Here is a 25,413-nt window from a genome sequence, read left to right on the forward strand (position 1 = left end):
CGCTACTGTTCGGGTGCCGCGCCCTCGCGGACCTCCGACAGCTGGTCGACGCTGGGCGCGTTCACCACGACCACGGTGTCGCCCTGCTGGCCGACGTAGAACGCGTCGCCGAACTCGCTGTCGTCGGGCACGCGCCACGTGTCCGCGTGGCCGTCGACCGACTCGGCGTCGTGGTAGTCGAGCAGCTGCTGGTAGCCGTCGACGAACTCCTGCGCGTCTGCTTCGGAGTCCCAGACGGACTTCCAGACGTAGCCGGTCTCGTTCTCGGCGGCGGACTCGCTGGTGTACACTGCGAGCTTGTCGCCGTCCCAGCCGTTCGAGTAGCTACTGTTGTAGTTCATCGGGTCGAACTGCTGGATCTGGTTGCTCCCCTCCTTCAGATTGAAGAACTGCTGGGCCGAGACGATCTGGGTCTGGCCCTGGCTCGGGTAGTAGGGGTAGAACAGCATCGAGACGATGCCCGCCTCGCCGACGCTCCCGTAGCTCGGCCGGGCGTCGAGCCGCAGGCGGTCCCAGTCCGCGCTCGAACGGTCCTCCACGTTGAACTCGGCGGGCTGGTCCTCGCCGTACTTGTTCGGGTGGATGACCTGCTCCGTGCTGGCGGGCGGGTCCTCGTAGAGGTCGTTGACGGCCTCCCAGCCGCCCCGTCGCTGGATCGACCGCACGAACGCCGGGCCGTCGCTGTACGGCTGGAACTTCAGGAGGTACGGACCGAAGTTGGCGAGCTGGCCGCTCGACCCCGACTCCGACGTGGGGGTCAGGCAGTCGCCGTTCCACTCGTCCTGACACCGCTGGGAGTAGAGGTAGTCGACGTAGTTGCCGTCACCCTCGATGAGGCCGTCCTTGGCGTTGTGGAGCTCGCGCGTGGACTGGTTGAACGAGCCGAAGTCGAACTTCTGGTCCTGAAGCGCGTGGAACAGCTCCTGGGAGAGCGTGATCTCGTCGAGCTGGGGCGTCGACGTGTTCTCGGAGACCACGACGATGCGCTCCTCGCTCGGGCTGTAGTAGCCGCCGACCGACGTGCCGGAGTTGGCGTTCTGGACCGCGATGGAGTCGGTGGACTCGCCGATCATGAACAGCGCTTCGTACTTCGCGTTGTCGAACAGCCGCCGGTCGTTCGGCGTCGAGCCGCCGCGCTGCTCCTCGCGGAACTCGTCGCGCGTCACGATCTCGACGGGCACCTGTTCTTCGAACTCCAACTCGCGGATCTGCTCGACGCGGGCCATCGCGCGAGCGACGGTCCGGTTCATCTCCGTGTCGTTCAGCCCGTTCTCGGGGTTCACGTCGATGGTCTCGTTGTACCAGATGCCCGCCTCCCACCCGAGTACGTCGGTCCCGGGGTCGTCGGGCTTGACGACTTCCTCGGCGTCGTCGCTGGTCGTCGATTCCGTTCCGGCGTCGGAGTCGGTCGTTCCCGGCTCCGAGTCGACACCGGTCGTCACGTCCGTCGTGTCTGCCGTCGTGGTCCCACCGCCGGGGGCCTGCGAACAACCCGCGACGACGAGCATCAGCACGACTGCGATTGCGATGCTGGTGCGCATCCTCTGTGCCAATCACGTTGGGCTACTCCGTCAAAAATCTCTTGATGGGCCGATGAAAAATGCGGTCGCGAGTCGGGGTCGGCGGGACTCGACTCGCCGCGGTCGGTTCACCTCCCGTCCGTCGTCAGCGGAGTCGCCGAACCCCAACCATCGTCGGAAAGTATTTTCGACCAGTACGCACTACCCTCGCACATGAACGTCGACCCCGAAGCGACGGCAGTCGTAGTCGTGGACATGCAAAACGGCTTCTGCCACCCGGACGGCAGCCTCTACGCGCCCGCCAGCGAGGACGCCATCGCGGACGTAACCGACGTGGTTTCCCGTGCGCGCGAGGCCGGCGCGTCGGTCGTGTACACCCGCGACGTCCACCCGAACGAGCAGTTCGAGGGCAACCACTACTACGACGAGTTCGCCCGCTGGGGCGAGCACGTCGTCGAGGGCTCGTGGGACGCGCGACTCCACGACGACCTCGACGTGCGCGAAGACGACCACATCGTGGAGAAACACACCTACGACGCGTTCTATCAGACGGACTTGGAGGGGTACCTCGACAGTCACAAGATCGACGACCTGCTCATCTGCGGGACGCTGGCGAACGTCTGCGTGCTCCACACCGCGGGGAGCGCAGGACTCCGGGACTACCGCCCGGTGCTGGTCGAGGACGCGATTGGCTACATCGAAGAGGAGCACAAGGAGTACGCGGTCGAGCACTCGGACTGGCTGTTCGGCGAGGTGACGACGACCGAGGAGATCTCGTTCCAGACGGAATAGTCGAGTTCGACCTGTAACAGTTTTCAGGGGGTTCACGTCCGGCTGGCACGTTGCTGACGAGGTACCGGAGCTACCTGTCTGTCTCGAAACGAACCTCGACCGCCTCTCCGACCTCGAAATCCACGTCCGGACAGACCAACTTCACCCCCAGCGCCTCGCGCGCGAGGAACAACGAGATGCCCGTGATGGGCGTCCCGTTCGCCAGCACGGTCAGGTCGTCCCACGCGACCGTTCGGCCCGCCGCCGTCCCGACGCCCTGACCCGCCAACGAGACGGTCTCCGGACTACCGTCGCCGAGAACACCACCGCCGTCGTAGTGGGGAAGGCCGCCGTCGAGGACGCCATCGTCTTCGGTTCCGCTCGGGTCCGGTGCGATTCCGGCGAAGCGCTCGCCGGGTGCGGGATGATCCGGTGCGTCGAGGACGACGTAGGTGTCGCCGCGCACGAGGACGGTCCCCGTCCCGTCCCACGGAACTCCGGCTATTCCCGCGCTTGGAGCGACCTCGACCGGGAGCGACCCCGAGGCTCGGTAGGGGTTCGCGTCGCGCTCGCGGAACCCCAGATGCAGGTGGTTGTCGACCCACGGCGCGAAGAAGCCCGAGCGAACCATCTCGCCGAGCGAGTCGCCGAGAGCCACCTCGTCGCCCGGCTCGACCGCGGGGTCGACGTGGAGGACTCGCGCGAGGTGGTCGCCGGTGTCAACCACGACGAGGTGGTCGTGTGCCGCGGCGTAGGGCTTCGGCGGGGCCTCGACGGTCCGGGTCGCGACGACCTCGCCGGCGACTGGGCTCGGGGCGGCGGTTTCGCGATTCTCGTCGCTGTCGTTCGCCTCGTCTCCGTCACCTGCCTCGCGCCAGTCCCCCCGGTGCGGGTACAGATCTATCGCGCACCCCGCGTCGTGGGCGGCGTACGGCGAGTTGTACAGCGAGAAGCGCGGGAACCGCGCCAGCGCGGCCGGGCCGACGGTGACCATCGTCCGGCCGTCCGAGACGCGAGGATTTAGGTACTCCGGATGCGACCGTCTCACCATGCGCGTACTCCGCGGCCGGGCGGCGACCCGGGACGCCGACCGCGAGGTCGTCGCCGCGATGCTGGACCGGGCGGCCGACGACGGCGAGGCCTCGGTCCGGGCGTGGCGACCCCACCGACAGCTCGCGTTCGGTCGGCGCGACGCCCGCGCGGACGACTACGAGGTGGCGGCGAAGGTAGCCCGGGCCTGTGGGTTCGAGCCGGTCGAACGCTCGGTCGGCGGGCGAGCGGTGGCCTACACCGGCGACACCGTCGCGTTCGCGAAGGTAGTCCCGCTCGACGACATGCGGGAAGGGATGGACGAGCGCTACGACGAGGTCACGCAGGCGGTCCAGCGCGCGCTCTGGCGGCTGGGCGTGCCCGCGCGCCGCGGCGAACCCGAGGCGAGCTTCTGCCCCGGCGACTACTCGCTCCGGCGCGGCGGCAAGCTGGTCGGGGTCGCCCAGCGCGTCCGGAAGGGCGCGGCGCTCGTCTCGGGCGTCGTGGTCGTCCGCGGCCACGCCGAAATCGCGGGCGTGCTCGACCCCGTCTACGCTGCGCTCGACCTGCCGTTCGACCCGGATTCGGTGGGAAGCGTCGCCGACGCGGGCGGGACCGACGACCCCGACGCCGTCGCCCGGACCATCGAGGAGCTGCTGGTCGGCGACCAGGACGTCGAGGTGGTGGACGTCTCGGCCCTCGCCGACGGCGCTGTCGACGGGTTCGATGCCGTGGACGAATCCGATTCTGCCGACGAAACCGACGCTGATGCCCCACCGAGCGTGACCGACTGGGAAACGTAGGATTCGCGCTGGATACCCGTCCGACCTGTTTCGGCCGGTGGACCGTTCCACTGGAAGCACTTGGTGTGCCATCCGCCGAGGAACCCCCGGTAAAGCATCCACCAGAGAGCGCTCGGTGACACGTCCCATCGGGTGGGACTGAAAGGGGCCGCCCGGTCGCGGTCACGCGAGCGAAGCGAGTGTGACCTCGGAAGTCGCGGGTTGTCTTCCGGCGTTTACTGTAGTCGTCTCTGGCGGCTCTATTCGGAGCGCCGAGCGAAGCGAGGCGCGAGAATATCCGCCGGAGCGACAGCGAGCGGGCGGGGGCTTTCGAAAACGAAGTCGTGATTCTCCCAGTCACCGACAGAGTCCACAGCAAACGTCGTTCGGTCTCGACTTCCAGTCATTCCATCCGAAAACCATTCACCTCCCACGACCGAACGTAAATCGACCGATGCACGATTACCTCCGCGCCGGAATCGCCATCTACAACGCCGGGGAGTACCACGCGGCCCACGACGCGTGGGAGGACCACTGGCTCGACCTCGAATCGGGGACTGACGACGAGCGATTCCTCCACGGTCTCATCCAGTTCACCGCGGCGGTCCACCACACCCACGACGCCAACTGGGCGGGCGTCCGCGGGCTCGCCGACAGCGGCGCGGGCTACCTCGCCGACCTGCCGGCCGACTACCGCGGGGTGAACGTCGGCGACGCTCGGGAGTATCTCCGCGCGGTCGCGGCCGACCCCGAACACGTCGAGCGCGTCGCGCTGCCGACGCTGACCTACGAGGGCGTGGTCGTAATGGCCGAGGACCTGCAGTTCGATGCCGCCGCAATCGCGGCCGCGGTGCTGGCCGAGGAGTACGGCTACGACGAAGGGGTGGTCGAGCGCGCGGTCGAGTACGCCCGCGCGGACCTCGAACGCGGGGCGGCGACCAGCCAGTTCGTCACCTTCGTGATGGACTTCGCGCGCGACGCGGCGAATCGCGGGATCATCTTCCAGCGACTGGAAGGCGCTGCGGGGAAGCGCGACCACGAGGAGGAGGACGTGGAGGGCTTGTTCGATTAGTGGGCAAGTTTCGCTGACACGATTTGCCTGAGGAGTAGTTCGGGAACTCCTATTTCGACGGAACTACCCGGTGTACCGCACCTGATCCCTCCGTAAACTGGGTCGTGAGGACGTAGAGTTCACCTGCCCCATCGCGTCCGAGCGAAAGGACGAACCGGTTTTCCATATCCAGCCCCGTCGTCACGTCGACGCTTGCCATCGGCCACAACCCGTCCTCGGTCGGTGTTGCCACGAACAGCCCGGAACCACGCCCTGATAGGTCGGCGAACACGTATTTGTTCCGGAGTGCTGGAATCGTCTCATTCTCGTACAGGTACCCGCCGACAACCGCGTTCCCGACTCGTTCTCCCTCCCGGTAGTGCGGATACGCGACGACGGGATCCCGCAACGGGTCGCCGTCGGGAGTCTCGTCCGGGCATATCGGATACGTCTTCTCGAACCACGGCGTCTTCGCTAGTGCCGCCATCCAGAGCCGATTGTTGTGACAGCGATGGCCCTCCTTCACGTTCCACCCGTAGTTCCCTCCCTTCACGACCTTGTTCACCTCTTCGACGTGGCCTTCACCGACGTCGCCAACGTAGAGGTCGCCCCGGGAGAACGACATTCGATACGGGTTCCGGAACCCCCACGCGTACTGTTCGTCGAGTCCTTCCTCTCCGACGAATGGATTATCGTCCGGAACGGCGTATTCCTTGCCGTCTGCCCGGTTGTCCACGTCAACTCGAAGGATACTCCCGCGGAGGTTCTCGGTCACGTCTTGACCGTTTCCGCCCTCATTGAGCCAGTACCAGTCCGTGGCGTGCCCGGTGCCGCGGTCACCTTTCCCGGATTGGCCGTCCCCGACCCCGATATAGAGATACCCGTCCGGTCCGAACGCGATAGCTCCCGAGTTGTGGTTTCCCCCCGGTTCGGGGATTTCGAGGAGAACGCGCTCGGAGTCGGGGTTTACACGGCGATGGTCCGCCCCGGCGCGGAACTCCGACAGGACGAACCTGTGGTTGAACGCCTCCGGAATGCTGTCGTCGGGCGGTGCGCTATACCGCACGTAACACTTGCCGTTGCGCTCGAAGTCGGGATGCAACTCGAACCCGAGGAGGCCCTGCTCCCACGAGGAGAATTCGACGAGTCGATCGGACACGTCGAGAAACGGTTCCTCTCGGAGACCGTCGCCGTCGCGGACGAAAACGCGTCCGTGCTTGTCGGCGACGTATTTGAGTTGGTCGTCACGCGCGGTCTGAAACGCGAGTGGTTCGTGGAACCCCTCTACGACTGGTTCTAACCCGATTGAAGGTCCTTCCTGGAACGAACTCAGCTCCGTCGCAGTTGGTCTTCGCATCGCATAGCCTGCTAATCCGGTGGCCCCAACTGCCGCGAGAAATCGTCGTCGTTCCATCAATGACGCCTATATAAGACAAGTTATAAAAAAGAATGGGGCGTTTTGTGTAGACTATCTAGGGGAAAGGTTCGTTTCCCGAATGTAGTAGTAACATTGTCACCAAACGTTTAGGGTTACTGATGGAAAGGCGCGATGTACTGAGGGACAGTCGTGATAATCAGTCGGGTAGCCGAGAATCCTGTTCTCGTTCGTCCGAAACGAGACGGAGGCGGATCCAGTCGAATAGACCGACGAGAATGGCAGCAATACCAAAACAAAAGAGCGCAAGCCCGACCCAGAACACGTAGAACCCGGGATACTGGTGGACGAACGCGTTCAGAACGAGCAGATACAGGTAGGAAAGCGGCGTGGCGAGCTCCGTGATAACCGTCGTCTGGAGAAGCGCTCCAACAGCGGGCCAACCCCATAGCAGGCCAGCTATCCCCCAAATACGAAAGTCAGTCACGACCGACTGGACTCGACGCTGCGTACTCACCATGACCAAAGTGGTCTCGGCGGTGAGGGATAACGTTTAGCATACGCACGGAACTTTTCGGGAACCAGCCGCGTTGCGGGTCGGAGAATCGAAGTCGAAAGCAGCTTGTGCCGATCTTAACCTTCCGACGCGACCTTCTCGTCTTCGACGAACTCTGCCGAGTTGTCCTGCGGGTCGTAGCCCAGCACCTCCTTCGCGCGCTCGATGGAGTAGTACCTCCGGTCGTTGTCCGAGATGCCGTAGACGATCTCGAACCCGTAGTCGGCCTGCAGGCACCGGTCGAACAGGTGTGCGCAGTCCCGGTGGGAGAGCCACATCGCCTGCCCGCGCTCGTAGTCCTTCGGCGGATGGCCTTTCGTGAGGTTGCCGATGCGGACGCAGACCACGCTGAGGCCGTGCTCGTCGTGGTAGAACCGCCCCAGCACCTCGCCGGTCGCCTTGCTCACGCCGTAGAGGTTGCTCGGGCGCGGAAGTTCCTCGCCGTCGAGCAGGAAGTCGTCGTGGGGCCGGTAGAGGTCGGGTTTGCGCTCGCTGGTCTCGTACGCGCCGACCGCGTGGTTCGAGGAGGCGAACGCTACTCTTTCGACGCCCTCCTCGACGGCCGCCTGCAGGACGTTGCGTGTCCCGTCGATGTTGTTCGCGAGAACGCTGTTCCACGGGGCCTCGGGCCGCGGGTCGCCCGCGAGGTGGATCACCGCGCTTACGCCCGCCATCGCCTCGCGGACCGCGTCCTCGTCGGTGATGTCGGCGACAACGAACTCGTGGCGCGTGTCGCGGGTCGGCGGGTCCCTGTCGAGGAGTCGCCAGTCGTACTCCCCCGACAGCTCCGAGAGGATGGCCTGTCCGACGCGGCCCTCCGCGCCCGTGAGCAGGACGGGGTCGTCCATTCAGGTCGAGTGAGGGAGCGCGGCGATAAGTAAGGTGCGATTCGTCGCCGGAGAGAGCGGACGGACCGGTAGCGGGCCAGCGGACTCGTCGCTCGGGGCGTCGGTTCGGGGTCCGACTCAGAACTCGCCGAGCCGGGACTGTCCGCCGCCTCCGCCCTCGCCCGCCATCGAGGCGGCCTTGTCGAGTGCGGCGTCGAGGGTTTCCTCCTGACTGCGGTCGTACAGCGTCGCGGCCGGATGGACGCAGATGAGTACGTCCCGGACCCTCCCGCCGAGGTCGGCCTGCGCGAGCGAGCCCGCCTCGTTCGTGACCGCCACGTCGCGGTCGAGCAGGTGTTCGCTGGGCACCTTGCCGAGCGTGATTATCACGTCGGGGTCGACCTGCTCGATCTCGCGCTGGAGGTACGGAAAGCAGTTCTGTAGCTCCTCGCTTGTGGGATCGCGGTTCTCTGGCGGTCGACACCGCACGCAGTTGGTGATGCGCACGTCCTCGCGGGCCAGCCCGCGGGCGTCGAGCTTGTCGTCGAGGATGGTGCCGCTTCGGCCGACGAACGGCTCGCCCTGCTGGTCTTCCTGCTGGCCGGGTCCCTCGCCGACGAACAGCAGGTCCGCGTCCGCGGGCCCGGTGCCGTTGACGATCCGGGTCCGGCTGTCGACGAGTTCGGGACAGCGCGTGCACTCGGTCACTTCGAGGCCGTCCATGTTATCCATGCGTGGGGCCACGGGACCGGGGTAGTAAGTATCGGTGGCTCGGGGCCGACCCGTCATTCGGATACTTCCCTCCGCCGGAACCCGTCGCCCGCTCGCGCCGCCAGCCGGGCCACTCGCAGGGGTTCGGGGCGACCGCCTTCCGGAGTAAAGGCACGGACCGCGTCGCGGGCTTGCCCGGACTCCAGTCCTACCGAGCGCACGAACACGGTCTGGTCGTTTATCGAAAGCCGATCTCTGGCCGGCTGGCGCTCGTAGATCTCTCGTCGCCGGTCCAGCGCCTCGCCCTCGAACTCGGATTCCAGCGCCGCGAGTAGCCCCGAACTCTCCTCGAACGTGACCGAGATAACTGGTCGGTCGGTCTCCGCGTGAACCCGGTGCAAGTCCACGACGTTGTACCACGCCAGCGCGACGCCCGCGACGAAGACGTAGCTCACGTCCTCGCGGTCGAGTGAGTGGAAGAGGTCGACTATCGCGTCGGTGGCGTCGAGACCGCCGACGGTGCAGGTCCGGTAGGCGAAGCCGTCGGCGACGCGGCTCGCGCGAACGACCGCACCGGCGAGCGTGCTCCGGTCTCCGCGGTAGGACTCGGCGACGCCCAGCGCGCGGACGCCGGGCTTCACGGGTCGCCCCTCGGCATCACGGGTCGTGCCTCGCGCTCACGGCACGGACTCCGTTCGCACGGCTCAGGCCTCTTTCTGGCCGTCCTCTTTGATGTCCTGGAGCCGGTCGAGGAGCTCGTCGTTCGAGGCACCGATCTCGAAGTCGACGCTACCTTCGTGGGCGTTCTCGTCGGTCGCCACGCCGTTTTCGTCGTCGAGATCGGCGTCGTACTCCTGGTTGTCCTGTTCGGACTCGTCGTAGCTCCCAAAGCCCATGTCTAATGAACAGTAAGCACTTGTGCCACTAAAGTTCCTCGCCGCCCATCAGAGTTTTGAGGGGTGGTCACGAACCGCCCGGCATGCGAGTCCACGACGTCACCGCCGGAGCGGAGACGTTCACCTGCAACGCGTATCTCGTCGAGGGCGACCGGACCGTGCTGGTCGACGCCGGGACCATGCCGGGCGTCGAAGAGGTGATCGCCGACCACGTCGAGGACGTGGACGCGGTGGTGCTGACCCACCAGCACGGCGACCACGTCGGGGAACTCGACGCGGTGCTGGACGCGTTCGACGCGGAACTCTACTGCTACGCTGACCACCCGCGCCAGACGGAACAGCTGGGCGACGGCGACACCGTCCGCATCGGCGACGAGACGTTCGAGGCCGTCTACTCGCCGGGCCACGCCGACGACCACCTCGCGTTCGTGAGCGAGTCGACCCTCTTCAGCGGCGACGTGGTGGTGTACAACGACGGCGCGTTCGACGACGGGAGCTTCGGCCGGACCGACATGCCGGGCCAGTCCCGCGAGCGCGAGATCGAGAGCATCCGCGAGATTCTGGACCGACTGCCCGAGGGCGTTGCCGAGCGAAGCTCGGCAGCTCGTGCGACGGAGTCTCACGGCGTCGAGCACATGTACGCCGGCCACGGCGACGAGTTCCACGGGGACGTGCGCGAGGTCGTCGAGCGCGCGCTGGAGCGGGCCGAGCGCCGGGAACCGAAGTACCCCGAGGAGTAGCAAAACCGGCACTCGTTTTACCGTCGATTCCGGGGTTGGACCCGAGAGCCATGAACGCTCAGCAGCGAGTCGCGGAGTTCCTCGCGACCTACGAGATGGACAGCGACCCGGCTTACCGCGTGCTCGACCTCGCCTCGGAGGTCGGCGAGCTGGCGAAGGACGTGAACGCCTCCACCGACTACGGCGACGAGCCCGACGCGGTGGCGGTGAACAGCGACGAACTCGGCGACGCGCTGTTCGCCCTGCTCGCGGTCGCAGAGTCGCTCGACGTGGACGCCGACGAGGCGCTCGACGAGGCGCTAGTGAAGTATCGGGACCGAATCGAGGAGACTGGCGACCCGGGCTCCGGCGAATAAACGTTGAGGACGCGTGGAGTTGGGACGGTTTCTAACGGATCATTTTTATTCTCGGCGTGCGCTCGCTCGTCCTTTCCATCCGGCGCGTGCTGGCGCGAGTTTATCTCGCGCCAAAACGCGCGAGGGCTGAGCATCGCAGGCCGAAGGCCGAGAAGCGCAAGCGGTTGGGGAGGACGAGGCTCTCGCGGTGCGGTTGCGGTCACGCCGAGGCTCAAGATGAAGCTAGCTTCACTGCACAACTACTTCTGTCGAAAGAGCAGCTCTTGCTAGCTACTGCTTGAGCCTCGGCGTGACCGCACCGCGACTGCACCGCACCAGCACCGCGACCGCGGGCCCCACGCCTCCCCAGCCTCCTCCCTCGCTTCGCTCGGTCGTCCCTCGCGCGCGCCGGAGTGGAATGTTCCATCGAGCGCACGCTTCTGAGGAACGGACCACCGAGCCCACGCTGTCGAAACACCCGTCCCACGAACACTCACAGAAAAACAGAGAAGCAACTACCCGAAGGCGGTCGAGAGCGAAGAGAGGCGCCAATCAGGCGTTGCGCGGTTCCTTGCTCTTCGGGCGGAGCTTGCCGTAGCCGCACTTCCGGCAGTTGTCTGCCTCCTTGGGGTTGCGAGCGTTACAGCGCATGCAGATCATCTTGTCGAGGATGCGCGCCTCGGCTTTCTCGAAGCTGGCCATACAGACCGGTTGGCCGCCGCCGCATTTAAACCTTACAGACTCACTCGCCGCGTCGGGACGGCTAGTGCGCCGACACGTCGGAGACGACGTTGAGGAGATACACGCCCGCGACGATGAGCGCGATGCCGACGACGCCGACCGCGTCGAGTCGTTCGTCGAACACCACGACGCCGATGGCCGCCACGCCGACGATTCCCAGCGCGGCCCACGTTCCGTAGACGATGCCGACCGGGAGGTCCTCCAGCGTCAGCGAGACGAGGTAGAACGCGACGCCGTAGCCGACCAGGACGCCGAGGCTCGGGAGCGGGCGCGAGAACCCCTCCGAGAGCTTGAGCGCGGTCGTTCCGACGAGTTCCGAGCAGATGGCCGCACCGAGGGCGACGTACGGATTCATGCCTGACGCGTCTCCCCGGCGTTCAGTAGGTCTTTCGCTCGACACTTCTCTCGGCGGTCGCAACCGACTCGCGGACGATTACCGGTCGCTTTGGTCGGCGTTGCCCTCGTTTGTGTCGACTGCCGTCGAATCCCCGCTCGCGCGCTGGGCGTTCCCGGCGTCGAGGTACTCCTGCTGGACCGCGACGACCTCGGTCGAGTCCGCGCAGTCGGCGTACCGCCGGAGCGGCTCGGCGTTGAGGTCGAGGAACGTCTCGCCCCACGTGAACTTGCTCAGAATCTCCTCGGCGTGGTCGCGCTCGCCGAGGATGGTCAGCGCGGCCGCGAACGCCTCGACCGTGTTGAGCCGGAACGGCTTGCCGTAGTTGACGGGGTTGGCCGCCACGAGGAACGGGAGCGCGCGGTGGACGCCCGGCATCTCGAACAGCGCCCGCTCGGCGGTCTCCCACGAGCAGTCGAGCGCGACCAGCGCGTCGGTCTCCTCGCGGTCGGCCGGCGAGAGCGCCTGCTCGGCGTGGGGGTTGAGGACGATGCCGTAGGGGGTCGCCCGAGCGCTCCGATGGAGTTTGGCGAGGTCGAACCGCGCGAGCTTTCGCGCGCTGCACTTTTCGGGGTCGTCGTCGCCCTCGTATCTGACGTGGAGCTTCACCGGGTCGACGTTGGCGAGTGGCGTTCAAAAGTCGCTCGGACGGCCTCCCGTGCCAACCCTTACTTCCCCGCACCGACTACTCCACGTCGGATGAAGCAGTTCCCGTCGATCCCGCGCGTCGAGAACGCGCCCGCCGACCTCCTCGACTCGGGCCACCTCTGGCTCCAGGAGAAGGTCGACGGCGCGAACTTCCGGTTCCGGCTGCTCGACGACGGCGTCGTCGAGTTCGGCGACCGAAGTCGGACCTACCGCGACGCCGACGAGATTCCCGACCCGTACCGTCACGCGGTCCGGCACGTCCGCGAGCGGGTCGACCGCGAGGCGCTCCGGCGCGCGGTCGCCGACGTGGAGTCGGTAGTCTGCTTCGGCGAGGCGATGCACCGCCACGCCGTCGACTACGACTGGGACCGGACGCCTTCCTTCCTCGGCTTCGACGTGTGGGACGGCGAGGAGGGCCGCTTCCTCCCGCCGGACGCGGTCGAGCAGGTGTACGACCGGCTCGGCTTGGCGGCCGTCAACGCCTTCGAGAAGGAGGTCCGGGCGACCGACTTCGACCCCGCGGACTACGAGGTCCCCGAATCGGCGTGGTACGCCGGCCCCGCGGAGGGCGTCGTCGTTCGGAACAAGACCGGCGGTCGCGCGAAGCTGCTCCACCCCGAATTTCGCGAGGTCGACGACACCGTCCCGGTCGAAGCGCCCGCCGAGGAACTGGCCGACAAGTACGTCACCCGCCACCGGATCGAGAAGACCGCCCACAAGCTCGCCGACCACGAGCGACCGGTCACCTTCGACGCCGTCTTCGACCGCGTGGTCGAGGACGTGGTTCGCGAGGAGCACAAGCAGCTGTTCCACGGCGACCGCTCGGTCGACGTGAGCGCGTTCCGGTCGGCGGCGGCCGAGCTGACCCAGCGATTTCTCGACGAGGAGCGTCAGTAGCGACGGAACGTCGGTCAGTCGCTCAGATCCTGAACGTTCACTCAGAGCCCGAGCGTCCGCCGCAGACGGCCGAGCAGTCCGGGGTCGTCGACGGGAAGCTCGCGAGCGACGGCGTCGAGTTCGTCGTCGCCGAATCGGTCGTCGTGGCGGGCCTCCACAAGCCACGACTCCCACTCGTCGGCGGTCATGGTGCCCCGCGACTCGGGGCCCCACTGCTCGACCAGCGCCTCGCGGTCGCGGAACGGGACGTCCATCTCCCCGCCGCCCCAGTACAGCGGCGAGAGTTCGAACTCGTAGTCCGCATCCTCGGCGGGCGACGCGTCCGCTGCGGACGCGTCGCCCGCCGAGGACGCGTCGTCGTCCGGAAACTGGACGCGATACGGGTAGTTCTCGTAGAGGAACACGTCCTCGGGCGTAACGGTCTCGCCGTTCGGCAGTTCGAGTTCGCGGGCCATTCGATTGCGTGGTGGTAGGGTTTGGAGCGTCTTGAGGGTTGGTTCGGAATCGAGGAGACGGGGCGATAGCCGGGTCGGAAGAACTACAGCAGGTCTCGATTCCGGAAGTAGAGCACGCCCGCGACCGGCGCGAGCACCGTCCAGACGAGCAGGACGACCGCGGCGAACGGGTAGCCGGTCGCTGCGGACGTGACGGACTCGCTCGGGGCCGTGACGAGCGGGTGGCCGTACTCGAAGTCCGCGAACAGCGTCGTGAGCTTCACGTAGGCGTTGAGGGGGTTGAGCCGACCGACCCAGAAGAACCACTCCGGTCGGGGGTACTGCTGTTCGACGCTCTGCATCAGGACGAACTGGATCGCGGGCCAGCCAGCCCGGAGCATGGCATACACCGCGATGACGACTGCGACCGCCCGGTTGGAGTTGTCGGCGTACGCCGACGCGGTCAGCCCGATGCCGACGAACAGGAGCGCGTACGGGATCGACACCGCGGCGAGTCCGACCATTCCGACGAACGAGCCGTTCTGGAACGTAAACGCGACGATGCCGCCGGTGAGCACGAGGCAGACGACCAGCGGGACGAGGACGACCGTGGCCCGCGAGCAGAACTTCCCGAGGAAGGCGTCGTCGCGGGAGTTCGGCAGGCCGAGCAGGAAGCGGACGCTCCCCGTCTCGCGCTCGCCGACCAGCGCGGCGTAGCTCCCGACGAGGCCGACCAGCGGGAGCACGAACGACAGGCCCGAGCCCACGGACATGACCGCGAGTTCCATGTCGGGGCCGACCCCAGCGGTCCGCGGGTCCGCGAGTGCGAGCGTGAGCGCGACCGCGAGAACGGTGAACGTGACGACGACGCCAGCGATCTGGGCGGGGTCGCCGAGGAAGACCAGCGCGGCGATGGCACCGACGGTGAGCAGCGCGCCGACCGCCGCGATCGCGGCCACGTCGGCCGCGAGCGCGAACAGCCCCACGGCGACCACGGTCACGAGCGCGACGATGGCCGTCACGGCCGTCCCGGTCCGCGAGCGGTAGACGCTCGTGAGATCGCGCAGGTAGACGTCGGTCCAGCTCACGCGTCGCCCTCCATCGGCGTGGCTGAGCCGCCGTCGTCGCGGTTCGAGGCGTCGCCCGCCGCGAGTCCCGATGCATCGCCATCGATTCCTTCGGAAGCGTCACCTTCGGTGTACTTCGAGAACACGTCCGAGAGCGACGCCTCGCGGACAGCGAAGTCCTCGAACAGGCCCGCGTCGGCCGCGGCGTTCAGCACGCGGAGCTTCGTCTCCCCGCGGCCGTCGCAGTCGACCTCGACGCGGCCGTGGCGGGCCGTCACCTCGCGGACGCCCTCGACGGCTCGCATCTCGGCGAGGAGTTCGTCCGGGACGGCCGACAGCCACACCGAGAGCGTGGCGCCCGCGCCGAGTTCGTCCCGGAGTTCTTCGACCTCGCCGACCGCCGCGAGTCGACCGTCGAGCAGGATACCGATACGGTCGGCGACCGCCTCGACCTGTTCGAGGATGTGGCTGGAGAAGAAGACGGTCGCGCCGCGGTCGGCCTCCTCGGTGACGACCTCGCGGAGCATCCGCGCGCCGTTGGGGTCGAGCCCGGTGGAGGGTTCGTCGAGCACGAGCAGGTCGGGGTCGCCGACCAGCGCGACCGCGATGGCCATCCGTTGGCGCATCCCCTTGGAGTAGCCGCCGGCGCGGCGCTCGCGGGCCGCCTCGTCGAGCCCCACGCGGTCGAGCAGCGCGTCGGGGTCGTCGTCGGCGTCCTTCGTGTCGATGGCGTGCTGGACGTGCTCGCGCCCGGTGAGTCGGGGGTACGCGCCGTACCCCTCCAGCAGTAGGCCCGAGCGCTGCCGGACCGCGACCGACTCGCGCCGGGTGTCCCGGCCGAACACCCGGACCGCGCCGCTGGAGGGCTTCGTGAAGTCGAGCATGGCGTTGATGGTCGTCGACTTGCCCGCGCCGTTGGGGCCGAGGAAGCCGAACACCTCGCCGCCCTCGACCGACAGCGAGAGGTCGTCGACCGCGACCACGTCGCCGAACTGCTTGGTCAGACCGTCTATCTCGATTACTGACATTGGGGACGTGTTTCGAACCCCGAAGACCGGCGAAATAAGTCTTCTCACGCTGCGATGGCGGGGCGGCCGGGCGGCGGCACACGATACCGCCGCCCGGCCGCCCCGCTTCGGAGATTCTGCCTTCGGACTCGAAATGATTCGCAACCCTTGACCTGAAACCGCAACGATAGGTGGCTATTCTTTCCGTCTCCATATTCTCTCTCGCATAGAATTGGAACGAAACCCGGTTTCGCGGAACAACCTCCAACAGTTCCCCATTGTTGGTGAACAACAAACACCGAAGATTTATACACGCCTGTCGGGTTATGGCACGTGTGAAAGTGGCACAGGAATCCGACCGTCGTATCGACGTTCGACTCGGGGGATAGGAGCGTGAGGTATCGCTACATCGCAATTCGACTGCTCCAGACCGTCCCGGTCCTGTTCGGCGTTTCGGTCGTGGTCTTCATCATCATCCATTCGGCACCGGGCGACCCCGTCGTGAACATGCTCGGCATCGAGGCGACCGACGAGAACGTCGCCCAGATTCGGCAAGCGTACGGGTTGAACGACCCGCTGTACGTCCAGTACGCCAACTGGCTCGGCGGCATTCTCCAAGGCGATCTCGGCCAGTCGCTCACCCAGAACCGTTCGGTCACCGCGCTCATCGCGAGCCGACTCCCCGCGACGCTGTTCCTCGCGGTCGCGTCGATGCTCATCGCGGTCGTCATCGCCATCCCGGCCGGGATAATCAGCGCGGTTCGAAAGGGTTCGGCCAGCGACTACGGCGTCACGCTCGGCGCGCTGACCGGCATCTCGATCCCGAACTTCTGGCTCGGCCTCATCCTCATCCTGCTGTTCGCGCGGACGTACAACGTCTTCCCGCCCGGCAACTACGTCCCGCCCTCCGAGGACCCCGTGGCGGCCATCAGGCACGTCGCGCTCCCGGCGATCACGGTCGGGACGGCGTTCGCCGCGCTGCTCGCCAGACAGACCCGCTCGTCGATGCTCGACAACCTCAATCAGGAGTACGTCAAGATGGCCAAGTCGAAGGGCCTGGGCTCCCGGAAGATCTTCGTCCGGCACGCGCTCAAGCAGGCGCTGCTCCCCGTCATCACGGTCGCGGGCCTCCAGTTCGGCTACCTGCTCTCGGCGACGGTCGTCGTCGAGCAGGTGTTCGCGTGGCCCGGGATGGGCCGGCTCATCTGGTCGGCGGTCCAGCAGCAGGACTACCCGACCGTTCAGGGGACCGTGCTCGTCGTCGCCACGCTGTTCGTGCTCATCAACGTGATCGTCGACCTCACCTACTCCTACCTCGACCCACGGGTGAGCGCATCGTGAGTGGGGAGAATCCAACCGGCGGCTCCGCTGGAACCGACGACTCGGCGGGACAGACGGCAGACGAGTCCACGAAGCCCGAGAGTCCAACTGGCTTCCGGCGGACGTGGCGGGGCTTCCGCGCGCACGGCCTCGCGGTCGCGGGCCTCGTCGTCGTTTCGGTCGTGACGCTCGTCGGCATCTTCTCGTACGTCGACGACGCCTTCCTCGGGAACTCGCTCATCACGTCGGTCTACTACAGTCCGTTCGCGCCGGAGTTCATGCCGCTGCAGGGGCCGAGCATGGCCCATCCGTTCGGGACCGACACGCTCGGTCGGGACGTGCTCGCCCGGACCATCTACGGCGCGAAGGTGTCCATCCAGGTCGCGCTGACAGCGGTGCTCGTGGCCGCATCGCTCGGCTCGCCGCTGGGCGTCGTCGCGGGCTACCTCGGCGGCACCGTCGAGACGGTCGTGATGCGGACGGTCGACGTGATGCTCGGGTTCCCCGCGCTCGTGCTCGCCATCGGGCTGGTCGCGGCGCTCGGGTTCAACCTCACGAACGTCATCATCGCGCTCGGCATCGTCTACGTCCCGCAGTTCGCTCGCATCGCGCGCAGCACCGCGCTCAGCGTCTCGAACGAGGAGTACGTCGACGCCGCGAAGGCGCTGGGCTACTCGACGCCCCACATCGTGTTCCGCGAGGTGCTGCCCAACTGCATCTCGCCGCTGCTCGTACAGGCGTCGCTGCTGATGGCGTTCGCAATCATCGCCGAAGCGTCGCTATCGTTCCTCGGGCTGGGCGTCCAGCCGCCGACCCCGACGTGGGGCCAGATGGTCTCGGACGGGAGCGGCTACCTCACCTCGGCCCCGTGGATCTCGCTGTTCCCGGGGGCGGCCATCTTCGTGACGGTGCTCGGGTTCAACCTCATCGGCGACGGCCTGCGCGACGCACTCGACCCGCGTGAGAGCGCGGAACGGAGGTTCTGAGATGACTGATGCACTACTTTCGGTCCGCGATCTGACAACCGAGTTCGCCACCCCGAACGGGAGCATCCGCGCCATCGAGGACGTAAGCTTCGACGTCGAGTCGGGCGAGAAGCTCGGCATCGTCGGCGAATCGGGCTCCGGCAAGAGCGTCACCGCCCGGTCGATCATGGGTCTGCTCGACGAGAACGGCCGCATCGCGAACGGGTCGGTCGAACTCGGCGGGCACGACCTCACGTCACTGTCCGAGCGCGAACTCACCGACGTGCGCGGCACGGAGGTCGCGATGATCTTCCAGGACCCGATGTCGTCGCTGACGCCGGTGCTGACGGTCGGCACCCAGATCACCGAGACCATCCTCGAACACCGCGACGTGACGAAGGCCGAGGCCCGCGAGCAGGCCATCGACCTGCTCGAACAGGTCCGGATTCCGGACCCCGAATCGGTCATCGACACGTACCCCCACCAGCTCTCGGGCGGGCAGCGCCAGCGGGTGCTCATCGCCATCGCCATCTCCTGCGACCCGGACCTGCTCATCGCCGACGAGCCGACCACCGCGCTCGACGTGACCATCGAGGCCCAGATCCTCGACCTGCTCGAAGACCTCGTGAGCGACCGCGAGACGAGTCTGGTCCAGATCACCCACGACCTCGGCGTGGTCGCGGAGACGTGCGACCGGGTCGCGGTGATGTACGCCGGGCGCGTGGTCGAGCAGGGGCCGGTCTCGGAGGTGTTCGTCGAGCCGCGCCATCCCTACACCGCGGGGCTGCTCCGGTCGACGCCGCGCATCGCCGACGTGGAGCCCGAACTGCTCGCGGGCAACGTCCCCGATCCCGGCGAGCGCCCGGTTGGCTGCAACTTCGCGCCGCGGTGTCCCCACAGCACGGACGACTGCCACGTGGACGACCCGCCGCTCGAACCGGCGGGGGCAGCGTCGCGCCCCTCCGCGGAGGGGCGCGACGCTGCCCCCGCGGAAGGTAGGGAGGTCGCTTCCGGAGAGGGCCGCGAAGCCGCATCCGCGGAGGGCCGCGAAGTCGCCTGCGTGCGGACCGACGACATCGGAACCCTCGAACCGATTCCCGAGGCGAAACGCGAGCAGACCGCGACCCCCGAGGTCGGCCCGACCATCGTCGAGGGCGAGCGCGTCGAGAAGGACTTCAGCTCGGCCGACTCGCTGCTCGACCGGCTCCTGCCCGGCGGGGAACCGCCCGTCAGGGCCGTCGACGGTGTCGACCTCTCGCTCGCGGAGGGCGAGACGCTGGGGCTGGTCGGCGAGTCCGGGTCGGGCAAGACGACGCTCGGCCGGCTCCTCCTCGAACTCACCGACCGGACGGGCGGCGAGATCCGCTTCGACGGGCGGCCGCTCGCCGAGGTGCCCGAGCAGGAGCTCCGGAGCCGCATCCAGTTCGTCTTTCAGGACCCCAACTCCTCGCTCAACCCGAGACAGACCGTGGGGAAGATCCTCCGGTTCGCGATCAAGAAGCACGACGCTGCCACCGATGTGGACGACCGCATCGCCGAACTGCTGACCGAGGTCGGGCTCGACCCCGAGACGAGACACGACTACCCGCACCAGCTCTCGGGCGGGCAGAAACAGCGCGTGGGGGTCGCTCGCGCGCTCGCGGTCGACCCGGACGTCATCGTGGCCGACGAGCCCACCAGCGCGCTCGACGTGAGCGTGCAGGGCCAACTGCTCGACCTGCTCGACGACATCAAGCGCGAGCGCGGACTCTCGATGGTCTTCATCAGCCACGACCTCTCGGTCATCCGCCACATCGCCGACCGCGTGGCGGTGATGTACCTCGGCCGCATCGTCGAGGTCGGCGACACCCGCGGGCTGTTCGGCGCGCCCCAGCACCCCTACACGGAGGCGCTACTCAGCGCGGTGCCCGACCCCGACCCGGGGGCGGAAGTCGACCGCATCGTGCTCGACGGCGAGATTCCGGACCCGAAGCGACCGCCCGAGGGCTGTAACTTCGTGACTCGCTGCCCGGAGGCAATGGCCGAGTGCGAGAGCCACGACCCGGAGCTCGTGGCGAACGACGACGGCGAGGTGGCGTGTCTGCTCCACCACGACGTGGTTCGGGGCGAGAGCGCGGACGGGGCTACTGTCAGTGACGGCCCGCCCGAGTCCGAGGCCGGTGACGCCGCGCGGGCCGACGGCAGCGGGGACTCGGTCTGAGAGAGACGGGTTTCGTCGGGTGGGAGTATCGGACGCCAATTTTCGACTTCGTCTGCTGGTTTGTCCGTTCCACTGTGCACGCGCTAGCTCAGCCCTCCAGACCGGCGCGTGCGGCCGCGACCTCTGTGTCGCGCCAAAACGCGCGAGGGCTGAGCATCGCAGCGAAGCGAGAAGCGCAAGCAGTTGGGGAGGACGAGGCCGTTGCGGGGCGGTGCGGTCGCTGTGCGGTCACGCCGAGGATCAAGCGAAAGTTAGCTTCACGGTGTGATCACTTCTGCCGGAAGAGCGGCTCGGGCTAGCTACTGCTTGCGCCTCGGCGTGACCGCAACCGCACAGCACCGCAGCCTCAAACCTCCCCCGCCTCCTGCGTTGCTCGGCCTCCGCTTCGCTCCGGCCTGCGCTACTCGTCCCTCGCGCGCGTTGCTCGCGCGCGCCGGAATCAAAACACAGTGTTGCTCGGAGAAGGGCTAGAGTACCGCTCTAAGAAAGCGGAGAGACCTCCGTTGAGCGACGCTGACGAACGAATGCGGAAAAAGAAACCCAAATCAGCCGAAAGCGCAGCGTTCAGTTCACCGAGGCCGAGTCGAGCGAGCGGAACGACCCGTTCGCGTACTGCTCGTAGCCCTCGATGCGGTTCGAGATGCCCTGGATGCGGTCGGGGTAGTACGTGTACACCGAGTACGCCTCGTCGTAGACAATCTTCTGGATCTCGTTGATGATCTCTCCACGCGCCTCCGGGTCGACGGTCCGGCGCTGCTCTTCGAGGAGGCCGTCGAGTTCCTCGTTGCTGATGTTCCAGACGTTCAGGCCGTCGGTGTGGTAGAGGTACAGGAGCGTGTCCGGGTCGCCGAACCAGGTCCAGTTCGAGATGGCGATCTCGTAGTCGCCCTCGGTCTCCTGGGAGAAGAACGCGTTGCCTTCTAGCGTCTGGATGGACGCGTCGATCCCGACCTGACCCAGCATGCTCTGGACGAGCGTGGCCGTCCGCTCGTGGCGCGAACTCGTCGAGGTCTTGATGGTAAGGGAGAGGTCGTTGTAGCCCGCGTCGTCGAGCAGCGACTGGGCCTGCTCGGCGTCGCCGTTCGGATGGTTGAAGTCCGAGATGGAGTCGTTGTACTGCGGGAGCGAGTTCGGCAGGACCGACTTCGCGGGGGTGCCGTACCCCTGCAGGACGGTCTGGGTGATCTGTTGCTTGTCGAGCGCCCACGCGATGGCCCGCCGGACCTTCCGGTCGCCGAGCGGTTCGACGTCGGTGTTGAAGTCGATGCGGCCCGAGCTGACCCCGCCGGTCGTGATGACGCTCGCGTTGCCCGAGTTCTCGACGCGGTCGGTGAACTGCGCGGGCATGCGGTCGAGGAGGTCGATGCTGCCGGCTTCGAGCTGAGCCACCTTCGAGGAGTCCTCGGGCAGGATGCGGAACTCGATCCGGTCGATGTTGGGCTCGCCCTCTTTCCAGTAGTCGTCGTACTTCTCGAGGACTGCCTTGTTACCGGAGTCCCACGAGGTCAGTTCGAACGGCCCGGTACCGACAGGGTTCTGGTTGTAGTCGTCGCCGTACTCGTTCATCGCCGTCTCCGAGAGCGGCCACATGACCGCGTGGACCTTGTAGAGGAACGGCGCGTACGGCTCCGAGAGGTCGAAGCGGACGGTCGTGTCGTTCTCAACCACCACGTCCTCGACCGCTGCGACGTAGTTCTTCCGCGGGTTCTCGTTGTTCTGGATCCAGTCGTAGGTGTACTTCACGTCGTCGGCGGTGAAGTCCTCGCCGTTGTGGAACGTGACGCCCTCTTCGAGTTCGAAGACGAACTGGGTGTCGGACTCGCGCGACCAGTCCGAGGCCAGGTCTGGCACGACTTCGGCGTCGGAATTGAGGTTGACGACGTTGTCGTAGATGAGGGTGTACACCTTGTTCGAGTCAAAGTCGGTGTCGCGGGCTGGAATCAGGTCCCAGCCACCGTTCGTGATGCCGATGCTGACGGTCGTCGGGTCGCCGCCGTCCCCGCCGTCGTCGCTGGTCGTGTCCCCGCCGCTGGATTCGGTCGTGTCGTCCCCACCGTCCTCGGTCGTTTCCTGGTCCTCCGAGTCACCGCCGCCCATACAACCCGCGAGCGATACCGCACCAGCCCCACCGAGTCCGGACAGGACTCGACGCCGGGACGGTGTCAGCCAGTTCGTATTTGTGTCGTCAACCATGTGATTCGTGAGCACTATGGTACGACCAGGTAGTTAAATCTTTATTCAATTGGAACTCTATTTGCCAAAACAAAATTCAATCAGGCAGCGTATTCAAGAAGTAGTTCCGCTCTCACCTTCTCTCCCTCGTAAAATGTTCCAAGCGACTGGGGTGCCGTAGAACGGGCCACGAATCCTCGCCGAGGTCACGAATCCGCTCTGGCACGCGTGGCGGCCGCAGATTGCGGCCGCCACGCGTGCCAGCGCATCCGGCAACTGGCAGCGGGAAGGCGTTCGGGAATCGGCGGACGAAAACCACCTCGGAACCGACGGACGAAAGGCGTTCGGCCGACTATCGGCGGCCAATGGACGTCGAGTTCCTCGGCGGAGCCCGGGAGATCGGCCGGAGCGCCGTCCTCGTGGACGACTCGCTGTTGCTCGACTACGGGATGGCGACCGGCAACCCGCCGTCGTTCCCGGTCGGCGACCCCGACCCGGACGCCGTGGTCGTGAGCCACGGTCACCTCGATCACGTCGGCGCGATCCCCTCCCTGCTCTCCGGGGACGCTCGGCCGCCCATCCACTGGACGCCGCCGACGCGCGACCTGACCCGCGTGCTGGCCGAGGACACGCTCAAGTTACATGGCGGAAGCTACGACTGCCCGTTCACCGAGGCCGAGATCGCGCGCCTCTCACAGGTCTCGGAGGTCCACGGCTACCGCGAGACCTTCAGCGCGGCGGGCTACGAGATCACGTTCTTCGACGCGGGCCACATCCCGGGGAGCGCGCACGTGCTCGTCGACGACGGCGAGACGCGCCTGCTCTACACGGGTGACTTCCACACCGGCGACCAGCAGTTGCTGTCCGGCACCACGGCGCGACCGGACGCGGACGTGGTGATCACCGAATCGACCTATTCGGACGTGGACCACGACCCGCGAGCAACCGTGGAGGAGCGATTCGCCGAGAGTGTGAAGACGACGATCTGGGAAGGTGGGACGGTCGTCGTCCCCGCGTTCGCCATCGGGCGCACGCAGGAGATACTGCTGGTCTGTGAGGCCCACGACGTCGATTGTTACGTCGACGGGATGGGCCAGCGGGTTACCCGGATCGTGCGACAGTATCCGGACTTCGTGCGCGACGCCGACGCGCTCCGGCGCGCGAAGTCCAACGCGCGATTCGTGACGGGGAGAGACGGCCAGCGCAAGCGCATCGCCGACCAGAACACGGTGATCGTGACGACCAGCGGGATGCTCGGAAACGAAGATCCGCTAGCAGTTGCGGGTTAAGGGAATGACGAGCCGTAGTTCTCAGAAGGGGGCTATAGATTTTATAGCTATGAGGATCCTGGAGAATAGGATGCATTGTACGCTGCTTCGTCTAGATCCTGATTTACTTCTTGTATAGCTAAGCCGTGATCAATATCATGATCGATGTATCTGAGAATTATACTAGAGAAAACGACTCGCGCCCGCTCAGTGAGTTGTGGTGCAGAATAGTTGGTGAGTTCATCATTTTCTGAGGCATTAATCGCTTGCTCTAAGGGTTTATCTTGGTGGACAATTTCCCCGCGGACAGAGTATAGACCCTGCAAGAAGTTCCGTATACGCTCACGGTCCCACGAAATCCGATTTGAGTTATCAAGAAGGAGACTGCCTCGGAGTCCGATTCGGAAAGTGTATGATGATCTTCGAGTACCCATGAGCAGCGTTCCTTCTAATGCAATTAAGCAATCAAGAACAGCATCTTCATCACGCCGCTTTGTGAACATTTCTTCAAATCTAACCATCGGCTTATCATAGGGCGACTCCTCTCCGGTGAAATAGGATGCATATCGATTCCAAAAGCTTTGGAAATCTCCACTATTCTCACTCTCAAGATCAATTACGCCATGGCCGCCGTCCCGTTCGACATAGAATTCATCGGCTATATTCGATGATATGCCGCGGTAATCAAGCCAGTTCGGTGCTAATAAATATCCTGTCCCAAAACCCGGTTCACATCGAGGATTGTAAAGATGGAGCGTTTGCTCGAGAGTGTTAACTAACTCTCTAACTATATGGCTGTGAAACAACCAAGAAAGGGTATCCGACGCTAAGAGAGATATTGATTCCGCTGATAATTCCTCTAACTCCTCCTCTCGCTGTCCTTGTAAATAAGATCGTAAGTCTCGTCGACGACGTTCAATTCCTATTCTAATGGCTTTTGAATGAGACTTATCACGGATAACTTTCGTTCCTTGAGCGTCCGAAGGGGTTTTAAATGAAATTATCCCATTTTGCTCTTTCCGAGAAATATCTGTGATTTCGATATGGGAAATACTGTATGGGCCATCAAAGTCTGTGTCTAAACTTAGGTCAGTATCGAGAGATATGTTAGAGCTAGAATGTACGCCTTCAATTGGCACGATGATCTCATACTTCTTTCTGTCAGTATACTCCGGTTCGAACTGCCGATCGAATGCAGTCTCAAAAGCAGTTTCATCAAAATCAAAATCACCTGCATAGTCCATGACAACGCCTGCGAACTCTCGAAAGCATTCTTCTAACTTCTCTTCAAGTTTTGTATGAGCAACACCTGCTATCCCATCTTTATCAATATCGACCTCAGGAACCATATCGAATTCAAGTTCCAGAGCTAAGTCCTTCGCTACCGTTTCAAATTCCCCATTGTAATGCTCACCCGGATTTCGCCGCAGAGCCAGTGATGGACGAGCTACTTCCTTTGGTTCACGAAATTTGACCCCTTTCTTTTTAAACTGATAGATTGTTTCAGTCGGAACTTCATCTTCACCCTGCTGTACTGATTCTATGTAAGCTTGGCAAGCGGCTTTGACCTCATCATGGAATTCGGATTTGAGAGTCATTTGGCACTATTTTCATTGATAGGAGGTAATCACTCTACTGATAATAGAACCATTGTATATATCTAATAGTGAACAGGATTTTAGGAAAAACCAAGCGAGAAAGTAAGAC

Annotated in this window: 25 protein-coding genes and 1 pseudogene; 10 read left to right on the forward strand and 16 right to left on the reverse strand. The window is 65.2% G+C overall.

The annotated features are described in order from the left end of the window. Positions 1–2 precede the first annotated feature (2 nt). The gene (locus DPQ64_RS00985) at positions 3–1,541 is read right to left on the reverse strand and encodes an Hvo_1808 family surface protein (protein ID WP_115862493.1); all 1,539 of its coding nucleotides are present in this window, start codon (positions 1,539–1,541) and stop codon (positions 3–5) included. Positions 1,542–1,733: 192 nt separating this feature from the next. On the opposite strand from DPQ64_RS00985, the gene DPQ64_RS00990 reads away from it, so the two are divergent. Then, on the forward strand, positions 1,734–2,312 hold the full coding sequence (locus DPQ64_RS00990) for a cysteine hydrolase family protein (RefSeq protein WP_115862494.1): 579 nt from the start codon (positions 1,734–1,736) through the stop codon (positions 2,310–2,312). 70 nt (positions 2,313–2,382) lie between these two features. Here the strand turns inward: DPQ64_RS00990 and DPQ64_RS00995 are convergent, their stop codons facing one another. Beyond that, positions 2,383–3,342: a hypothetical protein gene (locus DPQ64_RS00995; protein ID WP_394338824.1), complete on the reverse strand. Its 960-nt coding sequence runs from the start codon at positions 3,340–3,342 to the stop codon at positions 2,383–2,385. Between DPQ64_RS00995 and DPQ64_RS01000 the strand changes: the two genes are divergently transcribed. Beyond that, positions 3,341–4,123: a lipoate--protein ligase family protein gene (locus DPQ64_RS01000; protein ID WP_115862496.1), complete on the forward strand. Its 783-nt coding sequence runs from the start codon at positions 3,341–3,343 to the stop codon at positions 4,121–4,123. The genes DPQ64_RS00995 and DPQ64_RS01000 overlap by 2 nt on opposite strands. Before the next feature lie 433 nt (positions 4,124–4,556). Then, positions 4,557–5,174, forward strand: a complete 618-nt coding sequence (locus DPQ64_RS01005) for a DUF309 domain-containing protein (protein ID WP_115862497.1) — start codon at positions 4,557–4,559, stop codon at positions 5,172–5,174. Positions 5,175–5,223: 49 nt separating this feature from the next. On the opposite strand, the gene DPQ64_RS01010 is transcribed toward DPQ64_RS01005, so the two are convergent. The 6 genes from DPQ64_RS01010 to DPQ64_RS01035 all read right to left on the reverse strand — a co-directional run bounded on the left by DPQ64_RS01010 (position 5,224) and on the right by DPQ64_RS01035 (position 9,518). Continuing rightward, positions 5,224–6,567 carry a PQQ-dependent sugar dehydrogenase gene (locus tag DPQ64_RS01010; protein ID WP_115862498.1) on the reverse strand — a complete coding sequence of 448 codons (1,344 nt, stop codon included), beginning with the start codon at positions 6,565–6,567 and terminating at the stop codon, positions 5,224–5,226. A gap of 160 nt (positions 6,568–6,727) precedes the next feature. Continuing rightward, positions 6,728–7,048, reverse strand: a complete 321-nt coding sequence (locus tag DPQ64_RS01015; RefSeq protein WP_115862499.1) for a hypothetical protein — start codon at positions 7,046–7,048, stop codon at positions 6,728–6,730. A gap of 113 nt (positions 7,049–7,161) precedes the next feature. Continuing rightward, complete coding sequence (gene azf, locus DPQ64_RS01020) at positions 7,162–7,932, reverse strand: NAD-dependent glucose-6-phosphate dehydrogenase Azf (RefSeq protein ID WP_115862500.1); 771 nt, start codon at positions 7,930–7,932, stop codon at positions 7,162–7,164. A 117-nt stretch (positions 7,933–8,049) separates the two neighbouring features. Beyond that, positions 8,050–8,643 carry a uracil-DNA glycosylase gene (locus DPQ64_RS01025; RefSeq protein ID WP_115862501.1) on the reverse strand — a complete coding sequence of 198 codons (594 nt, stop codon included), beginning with the start codon at positions 8,641–8,643 and terminating at the stop codon, positions 8,050–8,052. Between the two features lie 53 nt (positions 8,644–8,696). Next, positions 8,697–9,263, reverse strand: coding sequence for an endonuclease dU (locus tag DPQ64_RS01030; RefSeq protein ID WP_115862502.1), 567 nt, complete (start codon positions 9,261–9,263; stop codon positions 8,697–8,699). A 63-nt stretch (positions 9,264–9,326) separates the two neighbouring features. Next, on the reverse strand, positions 9,327–9,518 hold the full coding sequence (locus DPQ64_RS01035) for a DUF5786 family protein (protein WP_115862503.1): 192 nt from the start codon (positions 9,516–9,518) through the stop codon (positions 9,327–9,329). Positions 9,519–9,601: 83 nt separating this feature from the next. Here DPQ64_RS01035 and DPQ64_RS01040 point away from each other — a divergent pair, with 83 nt between their 5' ends. Both DPQ64_RS01040 and DPQ64_RS01045 read left to right on the forward strand, forming a co-directional pair. Continuing rightward, positions 9,602–10,258, forward strand: coding sequence for an MBL fold metallo-hydrolase (locus tag DPQ64_RS01040; protein WP_115862504.1), 657 nt, complete (start codon positions 9,602–9,604; stop codon positions 10,256–10,258). A gap of 50 nt (positions 10,259–10,308) precedes the next feature. After that, on the forward strand, positions 10,309–10,614 hold the full coding sequence (locus DPQ64_RS01045) for a MazG nucleotide pyrophosphohydrolase domain-containing protein (protein WP_115862505.1): 306 nt from the start codon (positions 10,309–10,311) through the stop codon (positions 10,612–10,614). Positions 10,615–11,145: 531 nt separating this feature from the next. Here the strand turns inward: DPQ64_RS01045 and DPQ64_RS01050 are convergent. The 3 genes from DPQ64_RS01050 to DPQ64_RS01060 form a co-directional block, all read right to left on the reverse strand. Next, positions 11,146–11,295: a 50S ribosomal protein L40e gene (locus tag DPQ64_RS01050; RefSeq protein WP_115862506.1), complete on the reverse strand. Its 150-nt coding sequence runs from the start codon at positions 11,293–11,295 to the stop codon at positions 11,146–11,148. A gap of 61 nt (positions 11,296–11,356) precedes the next feature. Next, complete coding sequence (locus DPQ64_RS01055) at positions 11,357–11,689, reverse strand: DMT family transporter (protein ID WP_115862507.1); 333 nt, start codon at positions 11,687–11,689, stop codon at positions 11,357–11,359. A gap of 78 nt (positions 11,690–11,767) precedes the next feature. Beyond that, on the reverse strand, positions 11,768–12,337 hold the full coding sequence (locus DPQ64_RS01060; protein WP_232820445.1) for a DUF367 family protein: 570 nt from the start codon (positions 12,335–12,337) through the stop codon (positions 11,768–11,770). A gap of 90 nt (positions 12,338–12,427) precedes the next feature. Between DPQ64_RS01060 and DPQ64_RS01065 the strand changes: the two genes are divergently transcribed. Continuing rightward, positions 12,428–13,273 carry an RNA ligase family protein gene (locus DPQ64_RS01065; protein ID WP_115862508.1) on the forward strand — a complete coding sequence of 282 codons (846 nt, stop codon included), beginning with the start codon at positions 12,428–12,430 and terminating at the stop codon, positions 13,271–13,273. 41 nt (positions 13,274–13,314) lie between these two features. On the opposite strand, the gene DPQ64_RS01070 is transcribed toward DPQ64_RS01065, so the two are convergent. From DPQ64_RS01070 to DPQ64_RS01080, 3 genes are all read right to left on the reverse strand, one after another. Beyond that, entirely contained in the window at positions 13,315–13,728 is a 414-nt protein-coding gene (locus tag DPQ64_RS01070) for a hypothetical protein (RefSeq protein WP_115862509.1), read from the reverse strand. A gap of 83 nt (positions 13,729–13,811) precedes the next feature. Further along, the gene (locus tag DPQ64_RS01075) at positions 13,812–14,795 is read right to left on the reverse strand and encodes an ABC transporter permease subunit (RefSeq protein ID WP_157971540.1); all 984 of its coding nucleotides are present in this window, start codon (positions 14,793–14,795) and stop codon (positions 13,812–13,814) included. Continuing rightward, positions 14,792–15,802, reverse strand: coding sequence for an ABC transporter ATP-binding protein (locus DPQ64_RS01080; protein ID WP_115862511.1), 1,011 nt, complete (start codon positions 15,800–15,802; stop codon positions 14,792–14,794). Before DPQ64_RS01080 ends, DPQ64_RS01075 begins: the two co-directional genes overlap by 4 nt. A gap of 372 nt (positions 15,803–16,174) precedes the next feature. Here DPQ64_RS01080 and DPQ64_RS01085 point away from each other — a divergent pair, with 372 nt between their 5' ends. Genes DPQ64_RS01085 through DPQ64_RS01095 form a run of 3 tightly spaced genes read left to right on the forward strand, consistent with a single transcriptional unit; the run spans position 16,175 to position 20,266 of the window. Next, on the forward strand, positions 16,175–17,122 hold the full coding sequence (locus DPQ64_RS01085; protein WP_115862512.1) for an ABC transporter permease: 948 nt from the start codon (positions 16,175–16,177) through the stop codon (positions 17,120–17,122). Further along, a complete protein-coding gene (locus DPQ64_RS01090) occupies positions 17,119–18,087 on the forward strand; it encodes an ABC transporter permease (RefSeq protein WP_115862513.1) in 969 nt (322 codons plus the stop codon). The genes DPQ64_RS01085 and DPQ64_RS01090 overlap by 4 nt, the downstream gene beginning before the upstream one ends. Before the next feature lies 1 nt (position 18,088). Next, on the forward strand, positions 18,089–20,266 hold the full coding sequence (locus DPQ64_RS01095) for a dipeptide ABC transporter ATP-binding protein (RefSeq protein ID WP_115862514.1): 2,178 nt from the start codon (positions 18,089–18,091) through the stop codon (positions 20,264–20,266). A gap of 564 nt (positions 20,267–20,830) precedes the next feature. Here the strand turns inward: DPQ64_RS01095 and DPQ64_RS01100 are convergent. Then, positions 20,831–22,459, reverse strand: coding sequence for an ABC transporter substrate-binding protein (locus tag DPQ64_RS01100; RefSeq protein ID WP_115862515.1), 1,629 nt, complete (start codon positions 22,457–22,459; stop codon positions 20,831–20,833). 344 nt (positions 22,460–22,803) lie between these two features. Between DPQ64_RS01100 and DPQ64_RS01105 the strand changes: the two are divergent. Beyond that, positions 22,804–23,694 (forward strand): annotated as a pseudogene (locus DPQ64_RS01105) (MBL fold metallo-hydrolase); the annotation flags it as partial. Between the two features lie 80 nt (positions 23,695–23,774). Here DPQ64_RS01105 and DPQ64_RS01110 read toward each other — a convergent pair. Then, positions 23,775–25,304, reverse strand: a complete 1,530-nt coding sequence (locus DPQ64_RS01110; RefSeq protein ID WP_115862516.1) for a HEPN domain-containing protein — start codon at positions 25,302–25,304, stop codon at positions 23,775–23,777. Positions 25,305–25,413: the final 109 nt, after the last annotated feature.

This window comes from Halorussus litoreus, from assembly GCF_003382685.1.
Taxonomy (GTDB): Archaea; Halobacteriota; Halobacteria; order Halobacteriales; family Haladaptataceae; genus Halorussus; species Halorussus litoreus.